At 49.6% G+C, this 23,884-nt stretch carries 27 protein-coding genes and 1 pseudogene; 23 read left to right on the forward strand and 5 right to left on the reverse strand.

The annotated features are described in order from the left end of the window. The first annotated feature begins 6 nt into the window (after nt 1–6). From rplF to rplQ, 12 genes are all read left to right on the forward strand, one after another. Nucleotides 7–540 (forward strand): 50S ribosomal protein L6, encoded by a 534-nt coding sequence (gene rplF, locus ACMXD4_RS04210; RefSeq protein ID WP_033157211.1) that lies wholly within the window; start codon nt 7–9, stop codon nt 538–540. 8 nt (nt 541–548) lie between these two features. After that, nucleotides 549–902, forward strand: a complete 354-nt coding sequence (gene rplR / locus ACMXD4_RS04215; RefSeq protein ID WP_033157210.1) for a 50S ribosomal protein L18 — start codon at nt 549–551, stop codon at nt 900–902. A 9-nt stretch (nt 903–911) separates the two neighbouring features. Then, complete coding sequence (gene rpsE / locus ACMXD4_RS04220) at nt 912–1,418, forward strand: 30S ribosomal protein S5 (RefSeq protein ID WP_020484817.1); 507 nt, start codon at nt 912–914, stop codon at nt 1,416–1,418. Between the two features lie 6 nt (nt 1,419–1,424). Further along, nucleotides 1,425–1,610 (forward strand): 50S ribosomal protein L30, encoded by a 186-nt coding sequence (gene rpmD / locus ACMXD4_RS04225; protein ID WP_020484818.1) that lies wholly within the window; start codon nt 1,425–1,427, stop codon nt 1,608–1,610. Then, nucleotides 1,610–2,044 carry a 50S ribosomal protein L15 gene (gene rplO, locus ACMXD4_RS04230; protein ID WP_033157209.1) on the forward strand — a complete coding sequence of 145 codons (435 nt, stop codon included), beginning with the start codon at nt 1,610–1,612 and terminating at the stop codon, nt 2,042–2,044. The genes rpmD and rplO overlap by 1 nt, the downstream gene beginning before the upstream one ends. Beyond that, nucleotides 2,045–3,370 carry a preprotein translocase subunit SecY gene (gene secY / locus ACMXD4_RS04235; protein WP_415879955.1) on the forward strand — a complete coding sequence of 442 codons (1,326 nt, stop codon included), beginning with the start codon at nt 2,045–2,047 and terminating at the stop codon, nt 3,368–3,370. An 18-nt stretch (nt 3,371–3,388) separates the two neighbouring features. After that, nucleotides 3,389–3,502, forward strand: coding sequence for a 50S ribosomal protein L36 (rpmJ, locus tag ACMXD4_RS04240; protein ID WP_081607976.1), 114 nt, complete (start codon nt 3,389–3,391; stop codon nt 3,500–3,502). Between the two features lie 76 nt (nt 3,503–3,578). Beyond that, a complete protein-coding gene (gene rpsM / locus ACMXD4_RS04245; protein ID WP_415879956.1) occupies nt 3,579–3,935 on the forward strand; it encodes a 30S ribosomal protein S13 in 357 nt (118 codons plus the stop codon). A gap of 23 nt (nt 3,936–3,958) precedes the next feature. After that, nucleotides 3,959–4,345 (forward strand): 30S ribosomal protein S11, encoded by a 387-nt coding sequence (rpsK, locus tag ACMXD4_RS04250; protein ID WP_020484822.1) that lies wholly within the window; start codon nt 3,959–3,961, stop codon nt 4,343–4,345. An 18-nt stretch (nt 4,346–4,363) separates the two neighbouring features. Continuing rightward, entirely contained in the window at nt 4,364–4,984 is a 621-nt protein-coding gene (gene rpsD / locus ACMXD4_RS04255) for a 30S ribosomal protein S4 (protein ID WP_033157207.1), read from the forward strand. Nucleotides 4,985–5,007: 23 nt separating this feature from the next. Next, a complete protein-coding gene (locus tag ACMXD4_RS04260) occupies nt 5,008–6,018 on the forward strand; it encodes a DNA-directed RNA polymerase subunit alpha (protein WP_033157206.1) in 1,011 nt (336 codons plus the stop codon). 18 nt (nt 6,019–6,036) lie between these two features. Then, the gene (gene rplQ / locus ACMXD4_RS04265; protein ID WP_033157205.1) at nt 6,037–6,417 is read left to right on the forward strand and encodes a 50S ribosomal protein L17; all 381 of its coding nucleotides are present in this window, start codon (nt 6,037–6,039) and stop codon (nt 6,415–6,417) included. 99 nt (nt 6,418–6,516) lie between these two features. Here rplQ and ACMXD4_RS04270 read toward each other — a convergent pair whose 3' ends face one another. The 3 genes and pseudogenes from ACMXD4_RS04270 to ACMXD4_RS04280 all read right to left on the reverse strand — a co-directional run bounded on the left by ACMXD4_RS04270 (nt 6,517) and on the right by ACMXD4_RS04280 (nt 9,626). Continuing rightward, nucleotides 6,517–7,095, reverse strand: coding sequence for a DNA-deoxyinosine glycosylase (locus ACMXD4_RS04270; protein WP_415879957.1), 579 nt, complete (start codon nt 7,093–7,095; stop codon nt 6,517–6,519). Nucleotides 7,096–7,191: 96 nt separating this feature from the next. Further along, nucleotides 7,192–8,482: pseudogene (locus tag ACMXD4_RS04275) on the reverse strand (IS256 family transposase). A 109-nt stretch (nt 8,483–8,591) separates the two neighbouring features. After that, nucleotides 8,592–9,626, reverse strand: coding sequence for a type I glyceraldehyde-3-phosphate dehydrogenase (locus ACMXD4_RS04280; protein ID WP_415879958.1), 1,035 nt, complete (start codon nt 9,624–9,626; stop codon nt 8,592–8,594). On the opposite strand from ACMXD4_RS04280, the gene ACMXD4_RS04285 reads away from it, so the two are divergent. Next, complete coding sequence (locus ACMXD4_RS04285; RefSeq protein WP_415879959.1) at nt 9,613–9,864, forward strand: hypothetical protein; 252 nt, start codon at nt 9,613–9,615, stop codon at nt 9,862–9,864. The two genes, ACMXD4_RS04280 and ACMXD4_RS04285, sit on opposite strands and share 14 nt — an antisense overlap. A 7-nt stretch (nt 9,865–9,871) precedes the next feature. Here ACMXD4_RS04285 and ACMXD4_RS04290 read toward each other — a convergent pair whose 3' ends face one another. Further along, a complete protein-coding gene (locus tag ACMXD4_RS04290; protein WP_415879960.1) occupies nt 9,872–10,441 on the reverse strand; it encodes a Smr/MutS family protein in 570 nt (189 codons plus the stop codon). Nucleotides 10,442–10,505: 64 nt separating this feature from the next. Between ACMXD4_RS04290 and surE the strand changes: the two genes are divergently transcribed. Together surE and ACMXD4_RS04300 are read left to right on the forward strand one after the other, a co-directional pair. Then, nucleotides 10,506–11,261, forward strand: coding sequence for a 5'/3'-nucleotidase SurE (gene surE, locus ACMXD4_RS04295; protein WP_033157202.1), 756 nt, complete (start codon nt 10,506–10,508; stop codon nt 11,259–11,261). After that, on the forward strand, nt 11,258–11,920 hold the full coding sequence (locus ACMXD4_RS04300; RefSeq protein ID WP_101051802.1) for a protein-L-isoaspartate(D-aspartate) O-methyltransferase: 663 nt from the start codon (nt 11,258–11,260) through the stop codon (nt 11,918–11,920). Before surE ends, ACMXD4_RS04300 begins: the two co-directional genes overlap by 4 nt. Before the next feature lie 69 nt (nt 11,921–11,989). Here the strand turns inward: ACMXD4_RS04300 and ACMXD4_RS04305 are convergent, their stop codons facing one another. Continuing rightward, nucleotides 11,990–12,913, reverse strand: a complete 924-nt coding sequence (locus ACMXD4_RS04305) for a matrixin family metalloprotease (RefSeq protein WP_415879961.1) — start codon at nt 12,911–12,913, stop codon at nt 11,990–11,992. 362 nt (nt 12,914–13,275) lie between these two features. Between ACMXD4_RS04305 and ACMXD4_RS04310 the strand changes: the two genes are divergently transcribed. From ACMXD4_RS04310 to ACMXD4_RS04345, 8 genes are all read left to right on the forward strand, one after another. Continuing rightward, nucleotides 13,276–16,044 (forward strand): Hsp70 family protein, encoded by a 2,769-nt coding sequence (locus tag ACMXD4_RS04310; RefSeq protein ID WP_415879962.1) that lies wholly within the window; start codon nt 13,276–13,278, stop codon nt 16,042–16,044. A 130-nt stretch (nt 16,045–16,174) separates the two neighbouring features. Then, entirely contained in the window at nt 16,175–17,275 is a 1,101-nt protein-coding gene (locus tag ACMXD4_RS04315; RefSeq protein ID WP_415879963.1) for a radical SAM protein, read from the forward strand. Between the two features lie 9 nt (nt 17,276–17,284). Continuing rightward, nucleotides 17,285–18,271, forward strand: a complete 987-nt coding sequence (locus ACMXD4_RS04320) for an SDR family oxidoreductase (RefSeq protein ID WP_415879964.1) — start codon at nt 17,285–17,287, stop codon at nt 18,269–18,271. A 10-nt stretch (nt 18,272–18,281) separates the two neighbouring features. Beyond that, nucleotides 18,282–18,845 (forward strand): SIS domain-containing protein, encoded by a 564-nt coding sequence (locus ACMXD4_RS04325; protein WP_171696493.1) that lies wholly within the window; start codon nt 18,282–18,284, stop codon nt 18,843–18,845. Between the two features lie 4 nt (nt 18,846–18,849). Next, on the forward strand, nt 18,850–20,370 hold the full coding sequence (locus tag ACMXD4_RS04330; protein ID WP_033157196.1) for a PfkB family carbohydrate kinase: 1,521 nt from the start codon (nt 18,850–18,852) through the stop codon (nt 20,368–20,370). Then, entirely contained in the window at nt 20,367–21,395 is a 1,029-nt protein-coding gene (locus ACMXD4_RS04335; RefSeq protein ID WP_171696492.1) for a thiamine pyrophosphate-dependent dehydrogenase E1 component subunit alpha, read from the forward strand. The genes ACMXD4_RS04330 and ACMXD4_RS04335 overlap by 4 nt, the downstream gene beginning before the upstream one ends. Beyond that, nucleotides 21,388–22,461, forward strand: a complete 1,074-nt coding sequence (locus ACMXD4_RS04340; protein WP_415879965.1) for an alpha-ketoacid dehydrogenase subunit beta — start codon at nt 21,388–21,390, stop codon at nt 22,459–22,461. Before ACMXD4_RS04335 ends, ACMXD4_RS04340 begins: the two co-directional genes overlap by 8 nt. A gap of 23 nt (nt 22,462–22,484) precedes the next feature. Continuing rightward, nucleotides 22,485–23,876: a radical SAM protein gene (locus tag ACMXD4_RS04345; RefSeq protein WP_415879966.1), complete on the forward strand. Its 1,392-nt coding sequence runs from the start codon at nt 22,485–22,487 to the stop codon at nt 23,874–23,876. The last annotated feature ends 8 nt before the right edge of the window (nt 23,877–23,884 follow it).

The raw sequence follows: 23,884 nt of genomic DNA on the forward strand, positions 1-23,884 counted from the left end.
TATATCATGTCTAGAGTAGCTAATGCGCCTATAACTTTGCCGTCAGGCGTTGATGTAAGAGTTGACGGCAAGCAAATGATAGTTAACGGTAAACTTGGTCGGCTTGCGTTTGATCTGTGCGACGCAGTTGATCTTGAAATCGAATCTAACGTAATCAGAATCAAATGGGACGATAGTGTAAAGGGTGCTAAGGCCCACGCAGGTACAGCTAGGGCGTCAATTAACAATATGGTAAAAGGCGTCTCCGAGGGATTCGTCAAAAAGATGTTGTTGGTTGGGGTCGGCTATAGGGCGCAAGTTAAAGACAATCTTTTAACTCTATCCTTGGGTTATTCAAACCCTGTCGAATATTTAATTCCCGAAGGCGTAACCGTTGAAGCGCCAACGCAAACTGAGTTGCATGTGAAGAGCAGTGATAAGCAGAAAGTCGGCCAAGTCGCATCTGAAATCAGAGCTTTTCGCCCGCCCGAGCCTTACAAAGGGAAGGGTGTGAGAATAGCCGACGAATATGTGGCTAGAAAAGAAGCCAAAAAGAAATAGGTGAAGTGATGGATAAGAAGTCATCGAGATTAAAAAGAGCGTTGAGATTGCGCTGCAAAATCAAAAAGTTAAATGTAAATAGACTTACCATACATAGAACTTCCCAGCATATTTACGCGCAGGTTCTCAGTGTTGATGGTACAGCTACCCTCGCGGCGGCGTCTACACTACAACCTGACGTAAAGGCGGGTTTGAGTAATACTAGTAATATTAAAGCCGCTACTGAGGTGGGGCGTATCGTTGCTGAAAGAGCGATTGCGGCTGGTGTAACTGAGGTCGCATTTGACCGCTCTGGTTTTAAATATCATGGCCGCGTAAAGGCGTTAGCCGACGCTGCACGTGAAGCTGGCTTGAAGTTTTAGGGGAATAGCATGGCAACAGCACCATCTCAAGGTAGTACAGACGGATTACAGGAAAAATTGGTTTCGGTAAGACGTGTTGCAAAAGTAGTTAAAGGCGGTCGAGTTTTTGGTTTTGCTGCGCTTACGGTCGTCGGTGACGGCGACGGGCGTGTTGGTTATGGCGTTTCAAAAGCAAGAGAAGTGCCTGTAGCGATTCAAAAGTCGCTTGAGCAGGCTAGGAAGAACATGCGCAAAGTGGCGTTGAAAGAAGGTACGTTACAATATTCAATTATGTCTAACACTGGTGCGGCTAAGGTTTACATGCAACCGGCTTCAGAAGGTACCGGAATCATTGCCGGCGGTGCTATGCGCGCCGTATTCGAGGTCGTCGGTGTGCATAATGTACTGGCTAAATGTATCGGTACGAGTAACCCGATCAATGTTGTGCGCGCGACAATTAACGGTTTGACCGCAATGCATGACGCTAAGAAAATCGCAGCAAAGCGCGGTTTATCTGTTGATCAAATAACAGGGTAAAACGATATGAGTGGCAAAAAATTAAGCGTAATGATGACAAAAAGTAAAAATGGTCGCTTAAAGAGTCATCAGCAGTGTTTAAAAGGATTGGGTTTGAGCAGAATCCGGCAGGTCGTTGAGGTTATCGACACGCCTGAAAATCGCGGGATGATCAATAAAATCGCATATATGCTAAAGGTTGAGGAAGTTTAATGTATCTGAACACAATACAATCTGCATGCGGCGCCAGAAAAAAGGCAAAGCGCGTTGGGCGTGGTATAGGATCTACTGATGGTAAAACCTGCGGTAGAGGTCATAAAGGTCAAAAGGCCCGTTCCGGGGGGTTTCATAAAGTGGGCTTTGAGGGTGGTCAGATGCCTTTGCAGCGTAGACTTCCAAAGGTTGGCTTTACCTCCAGAACAAAGAAATTTACTGCCGAGGTTCGTTTGGCTGAAATTGATGCTCTTCAGGCTGATGTTGTAGATATTCAATTACTGATCAGTGAAAACATTATCCCGGTATTTTCAAAACAAGTTAAAGTAGTGAATACTGGAACGGTTACTCGGTCTTTGGTTTTAAAAGGACTTGGCGTTACGGCTGGTGCAAAGTTAACTATTGAAGCTGCTGGTGGCAAAGTCGAGGCTTAAGTGAGTGCTAAAGGAGTTGATGTTGCTGCAGGCACATTTCGGTTTGGTGAGCTCAAGTCAAGATTGTTGTTTGTTTTAGGCGCATTTGTCGTATACAGAATTGGCGCTCATATCCCCGTTCCGGGGATAGATCCAAAAGCGTTATCAATAATGTTTGAGCAGCAGTCGGGTTCTATCTTAAACATGTTTAACATGTTTTCGGGTGGAGCGTTGATGCGTTTGAGCCTGTTTGCGCTGGGTATAATGCCATACATCTCAGCGTCTATTATTATGCAGCTTATGACTATTGTCATACCTGCTATGGAGCAGCTAAAAAAAGAAGGTGAGTCCGGGCGTAGAAAAATTTCTCAGTACACTCGCTATGGCACCGTCGTTTTGGCGATGTTTCAATCGATAGGTATTTCGATAGCCTTGCAAAACCAAACTGCGGGTGGTTTAGCTGTTGTTATCCAGCCTGGTATAAGTTTTGTTCTTGTAACAACTATTACTTTAGTCACCGGTACTATATTCTTAATGTGGCTCGGCGAGCAGGTTACGGAAAGGGGTATAGGTAATGGTATATCGCTAATAATATTTGCCGGTATCGTATCTGGATTGCCTTCTGCAATTGGCGGAACCCTTGAGCTTGCTCGTACCGGTGAAATGAATGGGGCGTTTATTGTTGTGTTGTTCGCTTTATCGATAGTTGTAACGGGTGTTGTTGTTTTTGTTGAAAGAGGGCAAAGGCGGATAACTATTAATTACCCAAAAAGGCAGCAAGGCAACAAGGTCTATTCGGGGCAGAGTTCGTTTTTGCCGCTAAAGTTGAATATGGCAGGCGTGATACCGCCGATTTTCGCATCGAGCATTATTTTATTTCCCGCGACAATAGCAGGATGGTTCGGGAATGTTGACGGCTTTTCTTGGCTTCAGGATATTTCTTCGGTGCTTTCTCCCGGTCAGCCTGTGTATGTTTTATGTTATGCGTTAGCTATTGTGTTCTTTTGTTTCTTTTATACCGCTTTGGTATTCAATTCAAAAGAAACTTCGGAAAATCTCAAAAAATCGGGCGCGTATTTGCCCGGGATTAGGCCGGGTGCTCACACTACCAGTTATATCGATAAGGTAATGACCCGGCTCACTTTGATAGGTGCTGTTTACATCACATTGATATGTTTGTTGCCTGAGTTTCTGATCGTCTATTGGAATGTGCCCTTTTCTTTTGGTGGCACATCTTTGCTTATCATTGTGGTTGTTGTGATGGACTTTATTTCGCAAATGCAGACGCATTTAATGTCGCAGCAATACGAAGGCTTGATGAAAAAAGCCAATTTGAAAAAATCTTAAAATTTCCAGGAGTTTGCCGTGAAAGTACGAGCTTCAATAAAAGCCATATGCAAAAGTTGTAAAGTAATTAAAAGAAACGGCGTTGTGCGAGTTATCTGTAAAGATGGCAGACACAAACAGCGTCAAGGCTAACTTGTTTTTGTGATTTATTTTGCAGGGTGATATAATCCCCTGTTTAACCTTATAGTACTGTTTTTGGAGTATCTGAATGGCTCGTATTGCCGGTATAAACGTGGCTGACCATAAGCATGCGGAGATAGCGTTGACTGCTATCTATGGAATTGGCAGGCAAACTGCTAGAAATATCTGCGATGAAGTTGGGGTTCGGCCAACCGTCAAGATTCGAGACCTTTCTGAGGATCAAGTTGAATCTATACGTAAGGTTATTTCTGCGATGACTGTAGAAGGTGATCTTCGCAGAGAAGTCTCAATGAATATTAAAAGATTAATGGATCTGGGTTGTTATCGTGGTATCAGGCATCGCCGTGGTTTGCCATTGAGAGGACAAAGAACCAGAACAAATGCTCGGACTCGTAAAGGTCCGCGCAAGTCAGTTACTAAATAAATACATCTAGATAGGCATTTTTGATGGCAACCCAGAATCGAGTTAAAAAGCGTATTAAGAAAGAAGTAGCGGATGGTATCGTTCATGTCCACGCTTCCTTTAACAATACAATCGTTACTATTACAGACAGAAAAGGTAACGCGTTATCTTGGGCTACATCTGGTGGATCCGGTTTCCGTGGCTCACGCAAAAGCACACCTTTCGCAGCGCAGGTGGCTGCTGAGAAAGCAGGAGCGGTAGCTCAGGAATACGGTATGAAAAATCTGGATGTTATGATTAAGGGCCCCGGCCCAGGTAGGGAATCTGCTGTTCGCTCTTTGAACAGTATGGGGTTCAAAATTTCAAATATCGTGGACGTTACTCCCATACCTCATAATGGTTGCCGTCCACCCAAAAAACGTCGTGTTTAGGATAGTGGAGTAAATTTAATGGCAAGATATCTTGGTCCTGCTTGCAAGCTGAGTCGTAGGGAAGGTACTGATTTATTTTTGAAAAGCAGAGGTAAATCTCTGGAAAGCAAATGTAAATTAGAACAAAGACCTGGTCAACATGGCGCTAAGCGTACAAGGAATTCTGATTATGCTATGCAGCTCCGCGCCAAACAGCGCTTGCGCCGCATATACGGGGTTTTAGAAAAGCAATTCCGGAACTATTACAAAGCTGCTGACCTACAAAAAGGCGCTACTGGTCAAAATTTGCTTGATTTTTTAGAGTCTCGATTGGACAACGTCGTTTACCGTATGGGCTACGCTGCTACCCGAGCGGAAGCAAGGCAGTTGGTATCTCACAAAGCGATTTTGGTAAACGATAGGTTAATTAATATACCTTCATACCAAGTCGCTGCAGGCGATGTAATTAAGGTTAGAGAAAAAGCTAAGAGCCAACAACGTATTAAAGACTCGCTGGTTGTTGCCGAGCAGTATGGCTTTCCAGTTTGGGTAGAAGTTAATTCCAAAGAGATGAGTGGAACATTCAAGTCTGTGCCTGATCGCGTGGATTTAGGCTCTGACATCAACGAGCAGCTGGTTGTTGAGCTTTATTCTAAGTAATAAATAAGTCCAGGATTTAAATTATGCAGAGTTCTATTGTTGGCCTACTTAAGCCTAGACTTGTCGAGGTGATTAACGAATCGGCCAACCACTCGAGAATCGTTATCGAGCCTCTGGAGCGCGGCTTCGGGCATTCTTTAGGCAATGCTTTGAGGCGGGTCATGCTGTCTTCAATTCCAGGTTGCGCAGTTACAGAAATTTCTATCGAAGGCGTGTTGCATGAATTCACCACGATAGAAGGTGTTCAAGAAGATGTCATAGACATCATACTGAACCTTAAAAAACTTGCTGTCGTCGTTCATTCTAAGGATGAAGTGACTCTCACGCTGGCTAAATCGGGTGTTGGTGTAGTAACTGCTCGGGATATTGAACTACCCCATAATGTGGAGTTAGTAAACCCGGATCTGATAATCGCAAACATCAACAATCAAGACTGCTCACTCAACATCAAGATTAAGGTCGAGAGAGGTCGGGGTTATGTTCCTGCCAGTCTGAGGAAAGAGATGAATGACGACGCGCCGGTCGGTGTGTTAATGGTTGATGCCGCGTTTAGTCCTATAGTAAAGGTCGCTTATCATGTAGAAAGCACTCGTGTCGAGCAACGCACTAATCTGGATAGGCTCGTTATAGAATTGGAGACAAATGGTACGGTTGATCCTGAGCAGGCGATCAAATTGGCCGCTTCGATTCTTCATGACCAGTTATCTGTGTTCGTAGATTTTGAGAAAGTTAACGAGCAGATACATGAGGAGGTGGCAATTGAGGAAGAGTCGTTCGATCCCGTCTTGCTACGTCCTGTAGATGATTTGGAGTTGACGGTTCGTTCTGCCAACTGCCTAAAGGCGGAGAACATTTTCTATATCGGCGATCTGATTCAGCGGACCGAAGTGGAGTTGTTGAGGACACCTAATCTGGGTAAGAAGTCGTTAACAGAAATTAAAGATATTCTTGCAATTAAAGGTCTGTCATTGGGTATGCGCTTGGAAAACTGGCCACCTGAAAATCTGGCTGATCAATCGCAAGCTGGAATTTGAATATAAGGCATTTGAAAAATGAGACACCGTAAATCAGGAAGACAGTTAAATAAAAATAGTAGCCACAGAAAAGCGCTATTTAGCAACATGGCTTGCTCTTTGTTTAGACACGAGTTAATCAAGACAACGTTACCAAAAGCAAAGGAGTTGCGTGTGATCGCTGAGCCTTTGATTACATTATCTAAAAACGACTCTGTTGCGAAACGTCGTCAGGCGTTTTCTAAGTTGCGTGATAGAGATGTTGTAACGAAATTATTTAACGAGCTTGGTCCAAGGTATCAATCCAGAAACGGTGGGTATTTGAGGATTATTAAGTGCGGATTTCGGCCTGGTGATGACGCACCTATGGCTTACGTCGAGTTGGTAGATAGGCCAGAGCCCGTACAAACTGAAGAATAAATGCCATTGGGTATTTAATATTGGACTCGTATCGGCAGATTAGCTTGACGGCTTCTCTGCCGTTTTTGTTTGTGTGCTGTTCAGCGTTAATTTATATTCCTAGAATATATTTCTTGGTCTGCTTGTTTGGTTTGTTTTTGAAGTCTCTATTGTTTCGCTGTAAGCGGCTTCTGCTATTGCTGTTGTTAATATGCGCCAACTTTCCAGCTTTTGTTGAAAAGGCACCGTTGCATGCGCCGGGCTTGTAGAGGGTAATCGGTGGTACGTAAACCGATCTGTGCATATGTAAGGTTGAACATGCTTTTGAAAGGTTTTTTCTGCAGTTAAGCCATTAAAGAATATATGCGTAATATAGGTGTGGTTTAGGAAAAATCCTGGAAAATCATTCGTAACAATACTGTTTTTGTCTATTTTTGCATCGAGACTGCTATTGTGCCGATGGCATGACTTAACTACATCCCATAGTGCAATGCCGGCTAATTTTATTGATTCTATTCTCGCTAAGTATGAGCTATTAGGATTGAGTTCCAGAAGTTCGCTTATGATAGGCCAAAATTGATTCTGTGGATGCGCGTAATATTGATTAGCCTCCAGTGATGCTTTTCCAGGAATGCTGCCCAGAATCAAAACTGTTGCATCCGGTGAAGAGGCCGCTGAGAAGCTTGTTATTCGGTTCATTCTGCCAGAATGTGATCGGGTTTCATTGAGTGTTCGGTAAACTTGCTGGCACTAGTTTTAGAGAAATAGTCAAATCTGGTGTACATACGAACTGAATCAGGCGGCGACCTGCTGATTTTCTTCCCCATCATCTGATTCAGAGATGGCAGCAATGCCATGCTGAAACCGAATGCCGTTGATCACATCCGGTAGTTGTTTAAATCCACGTATCTTGCGCCAACTTTTTTCGGCAGTCAGTGCCAATTGAAACACCAAGCCCAGCAGCGTATTACGTGATACACAGTTCTTGGTCCGCGTCGTCCGATGGCGAATGGTCGCAAAGCTCGATTTGATCGGATTGGTGGTACCCTCTGGGGCATAAATGCGAATGTGTACCCAGTGCTCGGCGGGAAAATCGTAAAACGCCAGTAGCGATTCACGGTCTTTTTCAAGGATGTTAACCGCCTTGGGATACTTCGCTTCAAAGTCTCTCTGGAAGCGATCACAGGCTTTGCTCGCCTGAACTTTGGTTTCCGCCATCCAGATTTCCTTCAAGCCTGCCTTGGCTTTAGCCTGAATCGAATCCGGTAATCCCGCCAGTACATTCGCCGTTTTATGCACCCAGCAGCGTTGCGTCCGTGTCTGCGGCTAGGCTTCATTCATCGCCGCCCAAAAGCCCAGGGCGCCATCGCCCGTGGCGAGTTTCGGCGCGTCCTCTAAGCCGCGAGTCTGCAAATCCTGCAACACGCTCAGCCAGGATGCCTTGGATTCCCGATAGCCATCCGAGAGTGCCAGGAGCCGCTTTTCACCGTGCTCATTGACCCCGATGATCACCAACAGACACAAGCGATCATCTTCGCCGCGCAGGGTCGAATAGATGCCGTCCGCCCACACATACACATAACGCTGATTCGACAAATCCCGCCGATGCCAGGCGTGATAATCATCGGCCCACTGCGCTTTCAAGCGGCTGACCACCGCTGGCGACAAGCCTTTCGCCTCTGCCCCCAGCAATACCGACAAGGCGTCCTGCATGTCACCCGTCGAAATGCCTCGCAAATACAACCAGGGCAATGCCGCTTCCACCCGCTTGGCCTTAAGGACATAAGGCGGCACCAAGGATGAGTTGAATTTGATGCCACCGCCGGAACGGTCTCGAACCTTGGGGATTTTGACGGCCACATTACCCACCCCGGTGACGATATCCCGCTCGGGTAAATACCCATTGCGAACAACCGTTTTGGCGGCCTTTTAAATCCGTGACATTCCCGTAGTCATTCAAAAAGGCTTGGAGCTCCGCTTCAACGGCCTGTTGAATCAAGGCGCGGGCACCGCTTCTTAATAAATCAGTCAAACTATCCTGGATGGCACCTGCACATCCCCAGTCTTTTGCGTTATCTTTGTTCATGGCGTCTCTCGTGGTTGCTGTCATTCGATCTCGTCAATCTCATTTCAGCAGAGGACGCCACCTCTCTTCAAGTTGGGTCATACGCCAGATTTAGTTATAACTCCTAGTTTTATAAAATGCCCAATACGTCTAATACTCGGCAGCAATATGCGTGCTCATTGTCATGCATTAAAGATAGGCCGAGATGGTGGCCTTGGCTGACAGTCAGATGATGCATCAACAATATTGAGGAATATTGGGTTTCCATATAGTCGATGCTAGCCTTTTGATGGCCCCATGCGCCATAGTCACAATGAATAATTCCTGCTAATTGTTTGTTGGCGTAGTCTTCAAACAGTTCTACACATTCTTCTAGTGACGTTTTCCTAGAAAGAGTGGCTGTTAAATCAATAACTGAGACAATTGCAGTTGGCACTCTGTAGGACATAGCGTCCAATTTGCCTTCCAGTCTTGGTAATACCAATGTCGTGGATTTACCTACGTTCGTGCTGGTTGGGATAATGGAAGACGCGCACCCACGGCCAAGTTGGGATGATGCGTGATAACCATCCAATACACGTTGATCTGAAAGTTGCGGATGGATAGTGATGGCTCGGGCGTAATTGATGCCAATGTGCTTATCAAGTACATGACAGATAGGAACCAGAGCATTACCCGTGCAGGTACTGGCAGAGATGACGTCATGGTGTAATGGATCGTACGCCGAATGATTTACTCCGAATACCACACTGATATCGCAACCGCTGACATTCCAAGTGCAAAGGATTTTTTTAGCGACTTCCTGCGTTATCAATGAGCGGAAATCATGGATCGTGGCGGTGCCCGTGGCGTCAAATAATACATCAAGATCAAATTGGCGCAATACTCCCCAGCTGCCGTCATCGGGCGAACTACGGCGCCGGTCTACCTTCTGATAGCGAACTCTTTTGCCGTCTATGATTAAATCGTCGCCATCGCAATCTACATTGAATGGGGGGCGGCCATAGGTGCTATCGTTTGCTAATAGGTAAGCAACGTGATCGATAGCCATTACGTCACAGACTACACGTATATCGAATCTGCCGCCTTTTTCTTGTGCGAAATTTCCTCTTAATACCCCGCGACCAATTCTGCCTAAACCCACGATCCCAATGTTAAGGCTCATTGTTGAAAATCCCCGCTTCGATAGTGCTTTGCGTAGAAACGCCAATTTCTCCTGTGGTTTGGAGAGGTCGCTGGTGTTGATTTGTGGTCATGGCGTTGGTTTCGTTATTATTTTCATGATAAGGAGCAGCAATGCTGAAAAACTAGAGCAACAAGCAGGACAAGTCAAGGCAAAGCAAAATATAACGAACAGGGTTGCGTTTGTTTGGGTAGAGGCGGGAGATTTTGGAGTAGCCTAAAGGGGCGTTATTGAGGCTCGTCTTCGGATGTCACAAATTTTTCTGATAAGCGTAATAGCACAAATAAGGCGCCTGTGCCGCCAGACCTAGGGGGCGCAGAGCAAAACGCCAGGACATCTTTATGTTGGCGTAGCCAGAGATTAATATCATTTTTTAAGACTGGCTGATTGTCCGTAGAGTTGTACCCCTTGCCGTGTATGATGTGTACGCAGCGATAACCGTCTTCAACGCAATAGTGTAAAAATCGTAATAGCTGCTGTTGTGCATCTCGGCTACTTAAGCCATGTAAATCTATATCGGCATCCAGGCCGTAATATCCCTTCCGAAGTTTTTTGATGACGCTTTTTTGCATGCCTGGCACCAGGAAGGCGATCTTGTCTTCTTGGAACAGGGTATCCAAGCTACCCTCAACATCTTTTTGTAAAGGATCAACCTGCTCGAGCGGCTTATATGAAGGTATTGGCCGCGGTTTCTTATCAGGCTTAAGAATAACGGTATTGGTGTCTATGGTCTGGACTTTGCCGATCGAGTTTCGAAACAAGAGGACATCGTCTGCGGAAGTGGTTTTTTTTGTCACGTAAGCTGCTGGTTTTGCGCTTTTTTTGCTACTATGCGGGAATTTTAAAGCGTTTCACGGCAGTATGCACATACTAATCAGCAACGACGACGGTTATTTAGCGCAAGGCATCAACACATTGGCCGAAGCTCTGCGTCAACACGCCAACGTATCAGTAGTGGCGCCAGATAAAAACCGGAGTGCCGCAAGCAATTCTTTAACCCTGGATATGCCTTTGCGCGCCACTCAATGTGAAAACGGTTTTGTCAGGGTGGATGGTACGCCGACGGATTGCGTTCATCTGGCGATTACAGGACTATTAGCGAACGAACCGGATATGGTATTCGCCGGTATCAATCATGGCGCCAATCTTGGCGACGATGTGCTTTATTCGGGCACCGTGGCTGCGGCTACCGAAGGGCGTTTTCTTGGGCTGCCTGCGGTGGCTATCTCTTTAGCATCCAGCGACCCTAAACATTTCGATACGGCGGCACATGTGGCTGTGACAATAATGCAAAAAATCCTCGCTCATCCCTTGCCGGAAGACACTTTGTTAAACGTCAACGTGCCTGATTTACCGATTGCTGAATTAAAAGGTTATCAATCTACCCGACTTGGGCAGCGGCACAAAGCGGAACCAGTAATACGTTCCCATGATCCGCGGGGGCAGGTTATTTACTGGGTGGGACCGCCCGGCAGCGAACAAGACGCCGGGCCAGGTACCGATTTTGATGCGATAAGAAACGGATACGTGTCCGTAACGCCGTTACAGTTGGATTTAACGCGATATGAACGATTGGAGGGATTGAGCGAATGGCTGGCAATGGAGGCGCTCGTATGAGTAGACGCATCCAGGGTATAGGCATGACTTCTCGGCGGACCAGGGAGCGGATGATTTCTCGGCTGCGCGAGCAAGGCATCTATAACAGTAAAGTCCTGGCGGTAATGTCTGACACACCTAGGCATATTTTTGTCGACGAAGCTTTGGAGAGTCGTGCTTATGAGGATACTGCCTTACCTATCGGCCACAATCAAACTATATCGCAGCCGTATATCGTCGCCAAAATGACGGAATTGCTATTGGAAAAAGGTCCGCTGCTCAAAGTACTGGAAATTGGTACGGGTTGCGGCTACCAAACCGCGATATTATCGAAGTTGGTAGCGCAAGTTTATTCGGTGGAACGGATTGCGCCGTTAATGAAAAAAGCCCGAGATACCCTATGGGAGTTGGGTATCAAGACCGTGGGTTTTAAGCATAGCGATGGTGGTTGGGGTTGGCCGGAGCATGCGCCATATGATGGGATATTAGCTGCCGCCGCACCGGCGGAAATTCCGGAAGCCTTACTTGAGCAAATGGCTGTGGGGGGCGTGATGGTGATTCCGGTCGGGCTGGAAGGGATGCAGGAATTACATCGGGTAACCCGCACCGAGCATGGCTTTGAGGATGAAGTAATAGAGCGGGTCAGTTTTGTGCCGTTTTTATCCGGTGTCAGTCAATAAATTTTAATCGTTTTATCGCGCCGGTTTTATTAGCCAATTGGCGTGTCCGGCGCGACAGTGATGAATTGGCTAGAAATTCAAATGCTGCTTACGTTTGCTGGCAATAAAACCCAATAAAGCAGAGCCAAATAGCCAAACGGCGGAAGGAACCGGCACAGCGGTTACCGAAACTTGCCAGCCCACATCTTTCAGCGCGGCGAGGTCGAGTTGCGTAAATACTTTGCGCGTGCCGACGCGCAAAGTTGGGTCCATGGCGGCTTCTTGCTCAATCCCGTTTACCGTGCTTTTGGTGCCCTCTAACCAATGAACCTTATCGCCCTCCAGTGGTACATTGCCGCCATAAGCCGCTACCGCATTGGCACCGGTAAAGCCGGAGCCTGAGGCTTGATTATCCCACGAGTCCGAACTGCCTAGGCCCAATAAGTGGCCTAACTCATGCAGTGCCACCGAATAAAAATCATTACCGCTAAATGTTTCGGTGGTAGAAAGATCCGTGTCGAAATACCAGTTTGCCGAACTGCTGAAGGTCAATTGACCACCCCATGGCGCAAAATCAGTGGCTGACGGGCCGGTAGTATTTGACTGTCCACGTTGTGCTGCATTGGTCAAAAAATCTTGGGTGCCACTGACGTTGTAACCGCCATAGCCGCCGTAACCCAGGTTGCCTGCTCCCATGGCTTGTCCGCCAACAAACACTGTCAGTGTGTCGGCTGCCACGCTGAAATTGCTCATAGTCGTGCTGGCGCCGGTATCAGGACGTTGAAATACCGCGCTGAAATTATTGATGCCGCCGGATGTAATCGCAGTCAAGCTGTCGGTTAAGATACCTCCCAAAAACCCGCCTGCGGCATCCAGGATGTCTCGTCTACTTGCGTTGCTGCCGGAGAAAAAGCCGCCGTCGTAGGTGTAGTCGAAATTGATGACGACTGCCTCTGTTGATTGGCTGGCGGCCAGCAACACGACGCCGGCTAATGCGGAAGGTTTAATAAGCATGAATTTAACTCGTTCAAGTTGGTTAATAATTGCTGCGGTGCCTGGTCTTGATTCAGACTCGACTACTTTACAGCGCTAGATCTTGTTCTCGGTGGGCGCATTCAGTAATGCAATGCACTGATGGTTGCCGTAGGCGGAAAGTAACATCGCAAACATTAGGCGCGCAAGCATTTTATTCGAAACACATCGAAAGATTGTTCTTTGTGGAAATTTATTTCACCTGGCAACCACGGTTTGGATAGTGCTATCTAGAAAAACGAGAGTGTTCGATCAGAAAGCCGACTAAAATAGGCGCTCGCGCGCGCCTGCTTGAATACTTGTCAGGCTGCCCTACATAATTAGAATAAACATACTAAGTCCTTTTGAAAAACTACACTGCTACTTATTCGGTCGGAATCGATCTAGGTACCACCCATACGGTGGTCGCGTACTCCGATATAGGCGACCCTGCTAAAGCTATTCACTTGTTCGAAATTCCTCAGTTGATCGCGCCAGGTGAAGTGAGTGCCAAGCCACTATTGCCGTCGGTGCGATACCATCCCGCGCCAGGCGAAATAACGGAAGAAGCCGGATTTTTGACTCAGGAAAAAGGCGCTGTGCTTGGTGAAGCGGCGCGCTCGCTGGGTGCAAAGTCGCAAGGTCGATTGGTTACCAGCGCTAAAAGCTGGTTGTCGCACACCTCGGTCGATCACAGCGCGGCCATTTTGCCCTGGGGCAGTGACGAATCGGTATTTAAAGTCTCGCCGCTGGAAGCCAGTGCTAGTTATTTGCGACATGTCTGCGCCGTTTGGGAGCACCGTTTTCCCAAAGCACCACTTGCTCTTCAGGAAGTAGTGATTACGGTGCCAGCGTCCTTTGACGAGTCCGCGCGATCCTTAACATTGGAGGCGGCCAAAATGGCTGGCTTGAGTGCTGTCAGGTTGTTGGAGGAGCCTCAAGCGGTTTGTTACGACTGGCTGCGCCGGCATGCCGGTACCATCAAATCCAGTCTGGCCGATAGCCGGTTATTGCTGGTTTGCGATGTCGGTGGTGGTACTACCGATTTGACCTTGATCAAGATTGAGCAGGGGGCTGAGGAGCCTAAGCTGACGCGCATAGGTGTCGGCGACCACCTGATGTTGGGGGGCGACAATATTGACCTGACTCTGGCGCATCTAGCGGAAAGCCGCTTGCGAACCGGCGATAAAAAACTCTCGACAGCCGATTTATCGCAATTGCTGGAGCAATGTCGGGTCGCCAAGGAACAGCTATTAGCCGATGACGCGCCCGAGCAGGTTGCCATAACCTTGTTGGGTGGCGGCTCCAGGTTGATTGGCGGCACAAAAAGTACGTCGCTGAGCAAAGAAGAGGTTAAGCAAATTGCATTGGATGGCTTTTTACCTATGTCCGGCTTGCAAGACCTGCCGGATAGGAAGCGTAGCGGCGTAGTGGAGTTTGGCTTGCCCTATGCGGCGGAGCCGGCTATCAGTAAGCATATTGCCGCCTTTTTGCAAATGCATGCCCAGGCTGCGCAAATGGCGTTGCGAGGAACCGGAGCAGAGCATCAAATTGTCCCCGACGCCTTATTACTGAACGGCGGCGTGTTTCGCAGTTCGGCCATGGTGCAACGCTTAATCGATTTATTAGCCAATTGGCGCGGCGGGCAACCCCCCTTATTGCTGGATAACAGCCATCCGGAATTGGCGGTGGCTTACGGCGCGGTCAGTTATGCGGTTGCCCGCCGCGATAAGAAGTTGAAAATCGGCGGTGGCGCCGCCCGTAGTTATTTTCTGCTGGTTGATGCCGCGGCCAAAAGTGGTGATGGGAAGCTTGGCGGGCATGGCGTTTGTATCTTGCCGAAAGGTAGCGAGGAAGGTCATGAGATTCTGTTGAACGATCGGCAATTCGCTCTTAGGGTTGGGCAACCGGTACGTTTTCATTTGTTGTCCAGTAGCGGAGACAGTACTTATCAGCCAGGCGACATTGTCGAACTCGATGACGAACGTTTTCATAGCTTGCCTCCCCTAGCGGTGGCATTCGAAGGCCAACAAAAAACCGAAGTGGCGGTGCAATTACTGGCAACTTATACGGAAGTCGGTACCTTGCAAATACAGTGCGTGGCGGTGGACGATTCCAGCCAGCGATGGGACGTAGAGTTTCAGATTCGTAAAAAGGCCCAAATTATCGCCAACGCCGAACTGCCTGGCCAATTACCGCAAGCGCTGGAAAAAATTCAGGCCGTATTCGGCGCCAAATCCAAACAAGTCGATCCGCAGGCTGTAAAAATTTTGCGCGCCGAGCTGGAAAAAGTGCTCGCTGCACCGCGCGGCGACTGGCAAACCCCGTTGCTGCGCGAGTTGTTTACGGCCTTGTTGGAAGGCAGTAAATATCGGCGGAGGAGCGAACAGCACGAACGCCTCTGGTTAAGTCTGGCCGGTTTTTGCTTGCGGCCAGGTTTTGGCTACCCGCTTGACGATTGGCGGGTAGAGCAGCTTTGGAAGCTATATGCGGAAGGCTTGCAATTCGTCAACGAAAAGCAAAACTGGGCCGAATGGTGGACCTTATGGCGGCGCGTTGCCGGCGGCTTGAGCGCGGATGCCCAGCAACGCATCTTTAACGACATCGCTAAATACATTAACCCGGCTGCCGCGCGCCAGCCAGGTGTCGCGAAGCAACTGGCGACACGCGGTTACGAAGATATGGTGCGTTTGGCGGCGGCGCTGGAAAGACTGACAATTACCGATAAAATTCAACTGGGCGAATGGCTGCTAAAGCGTCTGGAAAAAGCCGGGGAACCCGAGCAAAGTTGGTGGGCGGTCGGCCGTATCGGCGGACGGATTTTATTTCACGGCAGCAATCATCAGGTTATTCCAGCCGCCACGGTAGAGAGTTGGCTGCAACAGCTACTGAAAGCTGACTGGAAAAAGCTAACCCAGGCCGGCTTTGCCGCCACCTTGCTGGCCAGGCGATGCGATGATCGGGCCAGGGACATCGACGATCAGCTGCGCACGCAGGTTATCGACAAGCTCAAACAAACTAAATCCCCATCTTCCTGGATAGACATGGTCGCCGAATTCAAACAACTGGATGCACAACAGGAAAAACAAGTCTTCGGTGAGGCGTTACCTCCGGGCTTGAAACTAATCGTTTAATGCTAAGCTTTGTGATGCCGATATAACAATCAACAGCAGCAAGTTACCTGAACCGGATATTGGCATAGAAATCGCTTTATCCCGTTCTGTAGTGGTTTTTCACTCTGAAAGCATATTAAACGACAAAAAAATGGCAGACAAATACGGTATCGACAGCCATAAATTGGTGTATCACCCACAGCGGGTGGCGCAGTGGTTGGACGGCAGGCATGATTGGCAGCAAGCGAAAGCCGTGTATCCCATTTACATGGAAGTCTCGCCGGTAGGCGCTTGTAATCATCGCTGCACGTTTTGCGCGGTGGACTATATCGGCTACAAAGCGCAGCGGCTGGATGTCAAAATTTTGGCGGGGCGTTTGGCCGAGATGGGTAAGCTTGGTGTGAAAAGCATCATGTACGCCGGCGAAGGCGAGCCAATGTTGCATAAGGAAATTAACGACATCGTCAAATGGACTTTCGATGCCGGTATCGATGTGTCTTTCACCACCAACGGCACCTTGATGAATCAACGTTTTGTCGAGCAATCCTTAGCCTTGGTATCGTGGATAAAGGTGTCGCTAAATGCCGGTAGCGCCGAAAATTATGCAGCCATCCATCAAACCAAGGCATCCGATTTTGACTTGGTGCTGAACAATCTGCGTCGCGCGGTCGAACATAAAAAAGCCCAGCAATTATCCTGTGCTTTGGGCGCACAAATTCTATTGTTGCCGGAAAATCAGCACGAAGTAACCACGCTGGCAAAAATCTGCCGAGAAATCGGTTTGGATTATCTGGTCGTCAAACCTTACTCCCAACATTTATTCAGCGAAACCCGCCGCTACGAAAGCCTGCGTTACGACAATCTACTGGGCATGGCCGAGGAGCTGGCCCAATTCAACGGCGACGGTTTTAACGTGGTTTTTCGCGAGCAGACCATGAAGAACTACAGCCAATCGGAAACCCAGCGTTATAAAACCTGCCATGCCACCCCGTATTTTTGGGGCTATGTCATGGCTGACGGTGAAGTTTACGGGTGCAGCGCGTATTTGACTGATCAACGCTTTGCCTACGGCAATATCCATCAACAATCGTTCCAAGATATTTGGGAAGGCGAGAAACGCCGGCAGAACTGGCAGTACATCAGCCAGGAACTGGATATCAGCCAATGCCGCAAAAATTGCCGGATGGAAGCGGTCAACCAATATTTGGACAAACTCACGGCCAATCAGCCGGCCCATATCAATTTTATCTAGGACAGACGCATGAAAGTATTGGTTACCGGCGGAGCGGGATTTATTGGCAGTCATTTGAGTCGCGAGTTATGGCAACAAGGCCATCAGGTCAGCGTGATTGATAGTCTGGTTGGCGGCCGCAAAGAAACCATCGCCGATTTGCTCGGCCAGGAACGTTTCGAATTCCATCACGCCGATATTCGCGATGCTGACGTCATCGCACCTTTGTTCTCTGGGATCGACTGGGTATTCCACTTAGCCGGTCTAGCCGACATCGTTCCGTCCATTGAGCAGCCACGCGCGTATTACGAGACCAATGTCAGCGGTACATTTAACGTATTGGAAGCCGCGCGCGCCGCCGGTATCAAGCGATTTGTCTATGCGGCTTCGTCGTCCTGTTACGGCATTCCCGCGCAATTTCCCACGCCGGAAACCGCCGCGATTCAGCCGCAATATCCCTATGCGTTGACCAAATACCTGGGCGAGGAATTGGTGATGCACTGGGCTCAACTCTACGACCTGCCGGCTGTGTCGTTGCGCTTGTTCAATGTTTACGGCCCGCACGCCCGCACCACCGGCGCCTATGGGGCGGTGTTCGGGGTATTTCTGGCACAAAAGATTAACGGTAAACCCTTTACCGTGGTCGGCGACGGCACACAGACTCGGGACTTTACCTATGTCACCGATGTGGCCAACGCCTTTATTGCAGCCGCCGAATCGGCGCTTTGCGGAGAGATCATGAATGTCGGTAGCGGCGGTACTTATAGCGTCAACCAGTTGGTGGGATTGTTGGGCGGCCCTATCGAATACATCCCCAAGCGGCCGGGCGAGCCCGATTGCACCTTTGCCGATACCGGCAAAATCAAGGCAAAACTCGGTTGGCAGCCGCAAGTCAGTTTCGAGCAAGGCGTCGCCAACATGCTGGCGCATATCGATTACTGGCGAAACGCGCCGTTGTGGACTTCGACATCGATAGCCGCTGCTACTGCCGACTGGTTTAAATACCTGGACAAATAAGGAGAGGCTGATGGCTATCGGACTAGCGGCAGCGGATTTTGCAAACTTATTGAATAACAGCGTATTTACCGATGCGCAGGCTCAAACCCTGGACGGCGAATCGGTGATTCAGCAATTGCTTGCCGAATTTGCCAGAGTGCGCGAACAGCAGGCCAAAATCATGGTGCTGGGCAACGGCGGCAGCGCGGCGATTGCCAGTCACGTGATCACCGATTTGCGTAATGTCGGCGGTTTGTGCGCGTTGACCTTGCACGAAGCCGCGCCCTTGACCTGTTTTACCAACGATTTTGGTTATGAGCAGGCTTTTGCCAAACAAATCGCCGCATTTGCCAACCCCGACGATTTATTGATCGCGATCAGCAGTTCCGGGCAATCCTTGAATATCGTCAATGCGGTGCAGGCTGCTAATGCCAAAGGCTTGCCGGTCATGACCTTAAGTGGCTTCAAAGCCGACAATCCGCTCCGTAAACTGGGGCGCTGGAATTGCTGGCTGGACAGCAGTCATTACGGCATGGTCGAGTTGGGGCATCTGTTCGTGTTGCACCATATTACCGATCATCTGCTCAGGAAATAAGCTCATGTCCACGGAAAAAATCGTTTCTATCGAACAACTGGCGCAGCGTGCCGCCGAACTGAAAGCGCAAGGCAAAACCGTGGCTTTATGCCATGGAACTTTTGATTTACTGCATATCGGCCATATCCGTCATCTGCAAAGCGGAGCAAGGCAGGCAGATGCATTATTGGTTAGCGTCACCGCCGACGAATATGTCAATAAAGGCCCCGGTCGGCCGGTGTTCAACCAATATTTGCGTGCTGAAAACATTGCGGCACTGGCTTGCGTCGATAGTGTGGCGATCAACCATGCGATTACCGCCGTGGAAGTATTGGATCAGGTGAAGCCTGATTTATATGTGAAGGGTAGCGATTACAAAAGCACCAGCGACGATCTGACCGGCAATATCCAGCACGAAAAAGACGCCGTGGAACGGCACGGCGGCAGGATTTACTTTACCGACGAACTCACGTCTAGTTCGACGCGCTTATTAAACGAATATTTTGAGGTGTTCTCCCCGGAAATCTCAGCGTACCTGGATCAGTTCAAGGAAACGGTCGGCGCCAACGAGATTATCGACAAACTCAAGGCCTTAAGCGGTTTGAATGTACTGGTGGTCGGCGAAGCGATAGTCGACGAATACCATTACACCTCGCCCTTGGGGCAGACCGGCAAAGGCAATGTGTTTTCGGTGAAATACAACGACTACGAACGCTTTGCCGGCGGCGCTATCGCGGTGGCGAATCACGTTGCGGAATTTGCCCATAACGTGACTTTGCTGTCCGGTCTAGGCGCTACCAAAAGTCACGAAGATTTTATTCGTACCAATTTGAACCCGGCCATCGATCCAGTGTTTTTCTTTAGCCAGGATCGGCCGACGATTGTGAAGCGACGCTATGTCGATGCCGACATCGCCAAGTTATTTGAAGTGTATTTTTATAACGATGCGCCGTTGCCGGAGGACACCAATCGCAAGATCGTGGCTTGGCTGGACAAACATTTGCGCGATTACGATGTGGTGATCGTGCCGGATTTCGGTAACGGCTTTATCTCCAATCAAATGGTTGCGGCCTTGTCCAAAGGCGCTAAATATCTGGCGGTGAATGCGCAGGTTAACAGCGGCAATCGGGGGTATCACTTGATCACACGTTATCCGAACGCGGATTTCTTGTCATTGAACGAGCCGGAGTTACGGCTAGCGAGCCACGATAGAGGTGCTGCCATTGAGGAATTGGCCGGCCAGTTGGCCGACAAATTAAGTGCACAGCATATCGCCATCACCCGCGGTACTAAAGGTGCGTTGATGCTGGATCAAACCAAAACCGCATACAAGATTCCCGCCTTGTCCTCCAAAGTGGTGGATCGGATTGGGGCCGGCGACGCCTTCCTGTCCGTAGCTGGCTTGTGCTTGGGTGGCGGGCTGTCGCCGGAGCAAGCCTTGTTCGCCGGTAGCGCCGCGGCCGCGCTGGATGTGCAGATTGTCTGTAACCGCGAACCGGTGCGGGCAGTGGCTTTATTCAAATACATTACCACCTTGTTGAAATGACAGACATGAACTCCGCGCCTGCCGATTTGAAGCAGCTGTATTATCAAATGTTGCGCATCCGCCGTGCCGAGGAAGCGATTGCCCGGCGCTATGCCGAACAGCAAATGCGTTGTCCCACCCATCTTTGCATCGGTGAAGAAGCTATTGCAGTGGGGGTTAGCGCGCATTTGACCAACCAGGACAAGGTGTTCAGCAATCATCGCGGCCACGGCCATTATTTGGCTAAAGGCGGTGATTTGCCGCGCCTGCTGGCGGAGTTGTACGGCTATGCCGAAGGCTGCTGCGGCGGCCGGGGTGGGTCGATGCATTTGACCGACCTGAAAGCCGGGTTTGTTGCGTCCACGCCTATCGTCGGCGGCACCGTGCCATTAGCCGCCGGTTATGCCTGGGCCGAGCAGATGAAAAAATCCGGCGCCGCACTGGGATGTGCCAGTGTCGCGGGAGGCAGGATGCCGGAAGCGACCAACGTGGTGGTGATTTTCTTCGGGGACGGCTGCTTTGAAGAAGGCGTGATGCACGAAACGATGAATTTTGCGGTGTTGAAACAATTGCCGTTGCTGTTTATCTGCGAGAACAATCAATACTCGGTGATGACACCGTTGGCCGAACGCCAACCCAAACGCGATATTTATAAAATAGCCGCCGCCCACGGCTTGAACGCGGTTAGCGGCGACGGTAATCGGGTCGATGAAGTATATGAACTGGCGCGAATAGCGGTTGGCAACACCAGGAATGGCTTGGGCCCGCAGTTTTTGGAATTGCATACTCACCGCTGGCCGGAACACTGCGGGCCCAACGAAGACGACGATTTGGGCTATCGCAGCCCCGGTGAATTGGCCGAGTGGAAATTGCGCTGTCCCCTGCTGCAAACCCGGCAGACCTTGCTTGATGCGCAGTTGAGTGATGATGCCGAACTAGCGCAAATGGAAACCCGCTTGGCCGATGAAATCGAGCAAGCATTTTCCTGGGCCTTGCAAGGTACTCGCCCAACTATAGAAAGTATGAGGCAGCATCTGTATGCGTGATGTAAGGATGATGACGTACGGCGAGGCGATCCGCGAAGCCTTGGACGATGCCTTAGCCAAGCATCCGGAGATGTTGTTGATTGGTGAGGGCGTGCCGGACCCGAAGACCATCTTTGCCACAACTCAGGGTTTGCTCGAGAAGTACGGCGCCGAGCGGGTGTTGGACATGCCTTTGGCGGAAAACGGCATGACTGGTATTTGTATCGGCACGGCCTTGGCCGGCATGCGGCCGGTGCTGGTACATCAGCGTATCGATTTTGCCTTGCTGTCGGTCGATCAGTTGATCAATAACGCCGCCAAGTGGCATTACATGTTTGACGGCCAACAAAAAGTGCCGTTGGTAATTCGCGTCATCATTGGTCGCGGTTGGGGGCAGGGGCCGCAACATTCGCAAAGTCTGCAAGCCATGTTTGCGCAAGTGCCGGGTTTGAAAGTGGTGATGCCGACCACGGCTGGCGATGCCTACCATTTTATGCTGGACGCGATTGCCGATAATAACCCGGTGCTGTTTATCGAACACCGCTGGTTACACCATGTCCAAGGTGAGGTCGACAAACATCGTCCGGCGGCCGAGTTGTCCGGCGCGGCTTTGCTGCGGCAAGGCACCGATATTACCTTGGCAGCATTCTCGCACATGAGCATAGAAGCCTTGAAAGCCGCCACGGTATTGGCGAGGTATGGCGTCGACGCCGAAGTCTTGGATATGCGTTGCGTCAGCAGCTTGGATGTGGATAGCGTTGCCGGATCGCTGGCAAAAACCGGTGGCAGATTGCTAGTAGCGGATTGCGCGCCGGAAATGGCGTCAATTGGTCATCAGTTGCTATCCAAACTGGTGTTAGCCCATGGGCATGGTTTGCAACAAGCGCCGCGCTTGATTGCTTATCCCAACCACCCGGTGCCGACCTCGCATTTTGTCGCCAACCACTATTATCCGGGAGCCGAGCAGATCGCCAGTGCCGTACTGGAAATGCTAGGTCGATCAGAATTAACAGCCTCGGTAATCGGCGCTTTGCATTCCGATTTGCCCAAAGATCAACCCGACCGCAGCTTCGTCGGCCCGTTTTAACGCATTGAACAGAGCATCAGACCATGGCAAAAATTGAACAAACCAATCGTTTCGGCAACAGCGCCGTGACCGATATACCCGACAATGTGCCTATGTTCAGCCAGCCCGGGCATAAACTGCGCACCTCCAATAATATTGTGGATCGTAGCGCCTTGTCGAACGAATACCAGGTGATCGACACCAGCCAGTTGGTGAAATTGCCCGGACAAAAATTCCAGAGTATTTCGCACGACGACCAGGAGGGTATCATTCGCCTGGAAGCGGGCAATGAACATGAACAGCATGTCCCCAACCAGTTTACCGGCCCCAGTTTTCGCACGCAGCGAGAACGCTTCCGTTTCGACGGACACAAAATGATGCATCATTTGGATAGGGTGCAGGCCTGGCAAAACGGCCAGCGCTTTGCACCAGTGCATATCGATATGGGGCTGACCAAGTTTTGCAATACCGCCTGTCTGTATTGCTATGCTGTGGTACAGAACATGACCAAGGGCACCATGATAGGCCGGGATGCGTTGCTGAACTTTGTGCGTGACTGCGGCAAATTGGGTGTCCGTTCTTTGGGGTTCATCGGCGACGGCGAACCGACGCTCAACCCCACTCTCTACGACGCCACCGTGCTGGCCGGTGAATTAGGTATCGATACCGCAATGGCCACTAACGGCATTTTGTTGGACATGGATCGTGCCCACGATTTGCTGAAAAACATGAGCTACATCCGCTTTAATCTATCCGCCGGTACCCCGGAAGGCTTCAGGCGAGTGCATCAATCCAAGGAAGTCAATTTTCACTTGTTGATCGACAAGATTCGCGAACTGGTGAAGATCAAAAAAGCCAACAACTATAAATGTACACTGGGCTTGCAGATGGTGTTAATCCCGGAATGCTTCGACGAAGTGCTGGCGGAAGCCAAGCTGGGCGCCGAATTGGGTGTGGATTATTTCGTGATCAAGCATTGTTCGGATTCCGAATACAAGGAAATCGGCATCGATTACGACGCCTACTTAAAAATCGGCGATGTCCTGAAACAAGCTGAAGCTCTGAGTACGGACAGCTATGTGGTCCAGGCCAAATGGAACAAAATCAACGCCGCCGGCGAAACCAATCTATACAAGGACGGCTACCGCAAATACGACCAATGTTTCGGCACACCGTTTTTATTGCAGATTTCCGGCAACGGCAAAATCTATCCTTGCGGACCGTTTTTCAATAAAGAGCGTTTTTACATAGGCGATTTGCACACCGATTCCTTTTACGACTTGGTTGCCACCAGCGAACGCTACTGGCAGGTGCATAAAGATGTGGCCGAGTCGGTGGATGTGCATAAAGATTGCGCCATCGGCTGCCGGCAGGATTATGTGAACAAGTTTTTGTGGGATTTGAAGAATCCGCCGGAACACATCAACTTCATTTGATTGCGCTG

The sequence above is a fragment of the Methylomonas sp. TEB genome, assembly GCF_047777895.1.
GTDB lineage: Bacteria > Pseudomonadota > Gammaproteobacteria > Methylococcales > Methylomonadaceae > Methylomonas.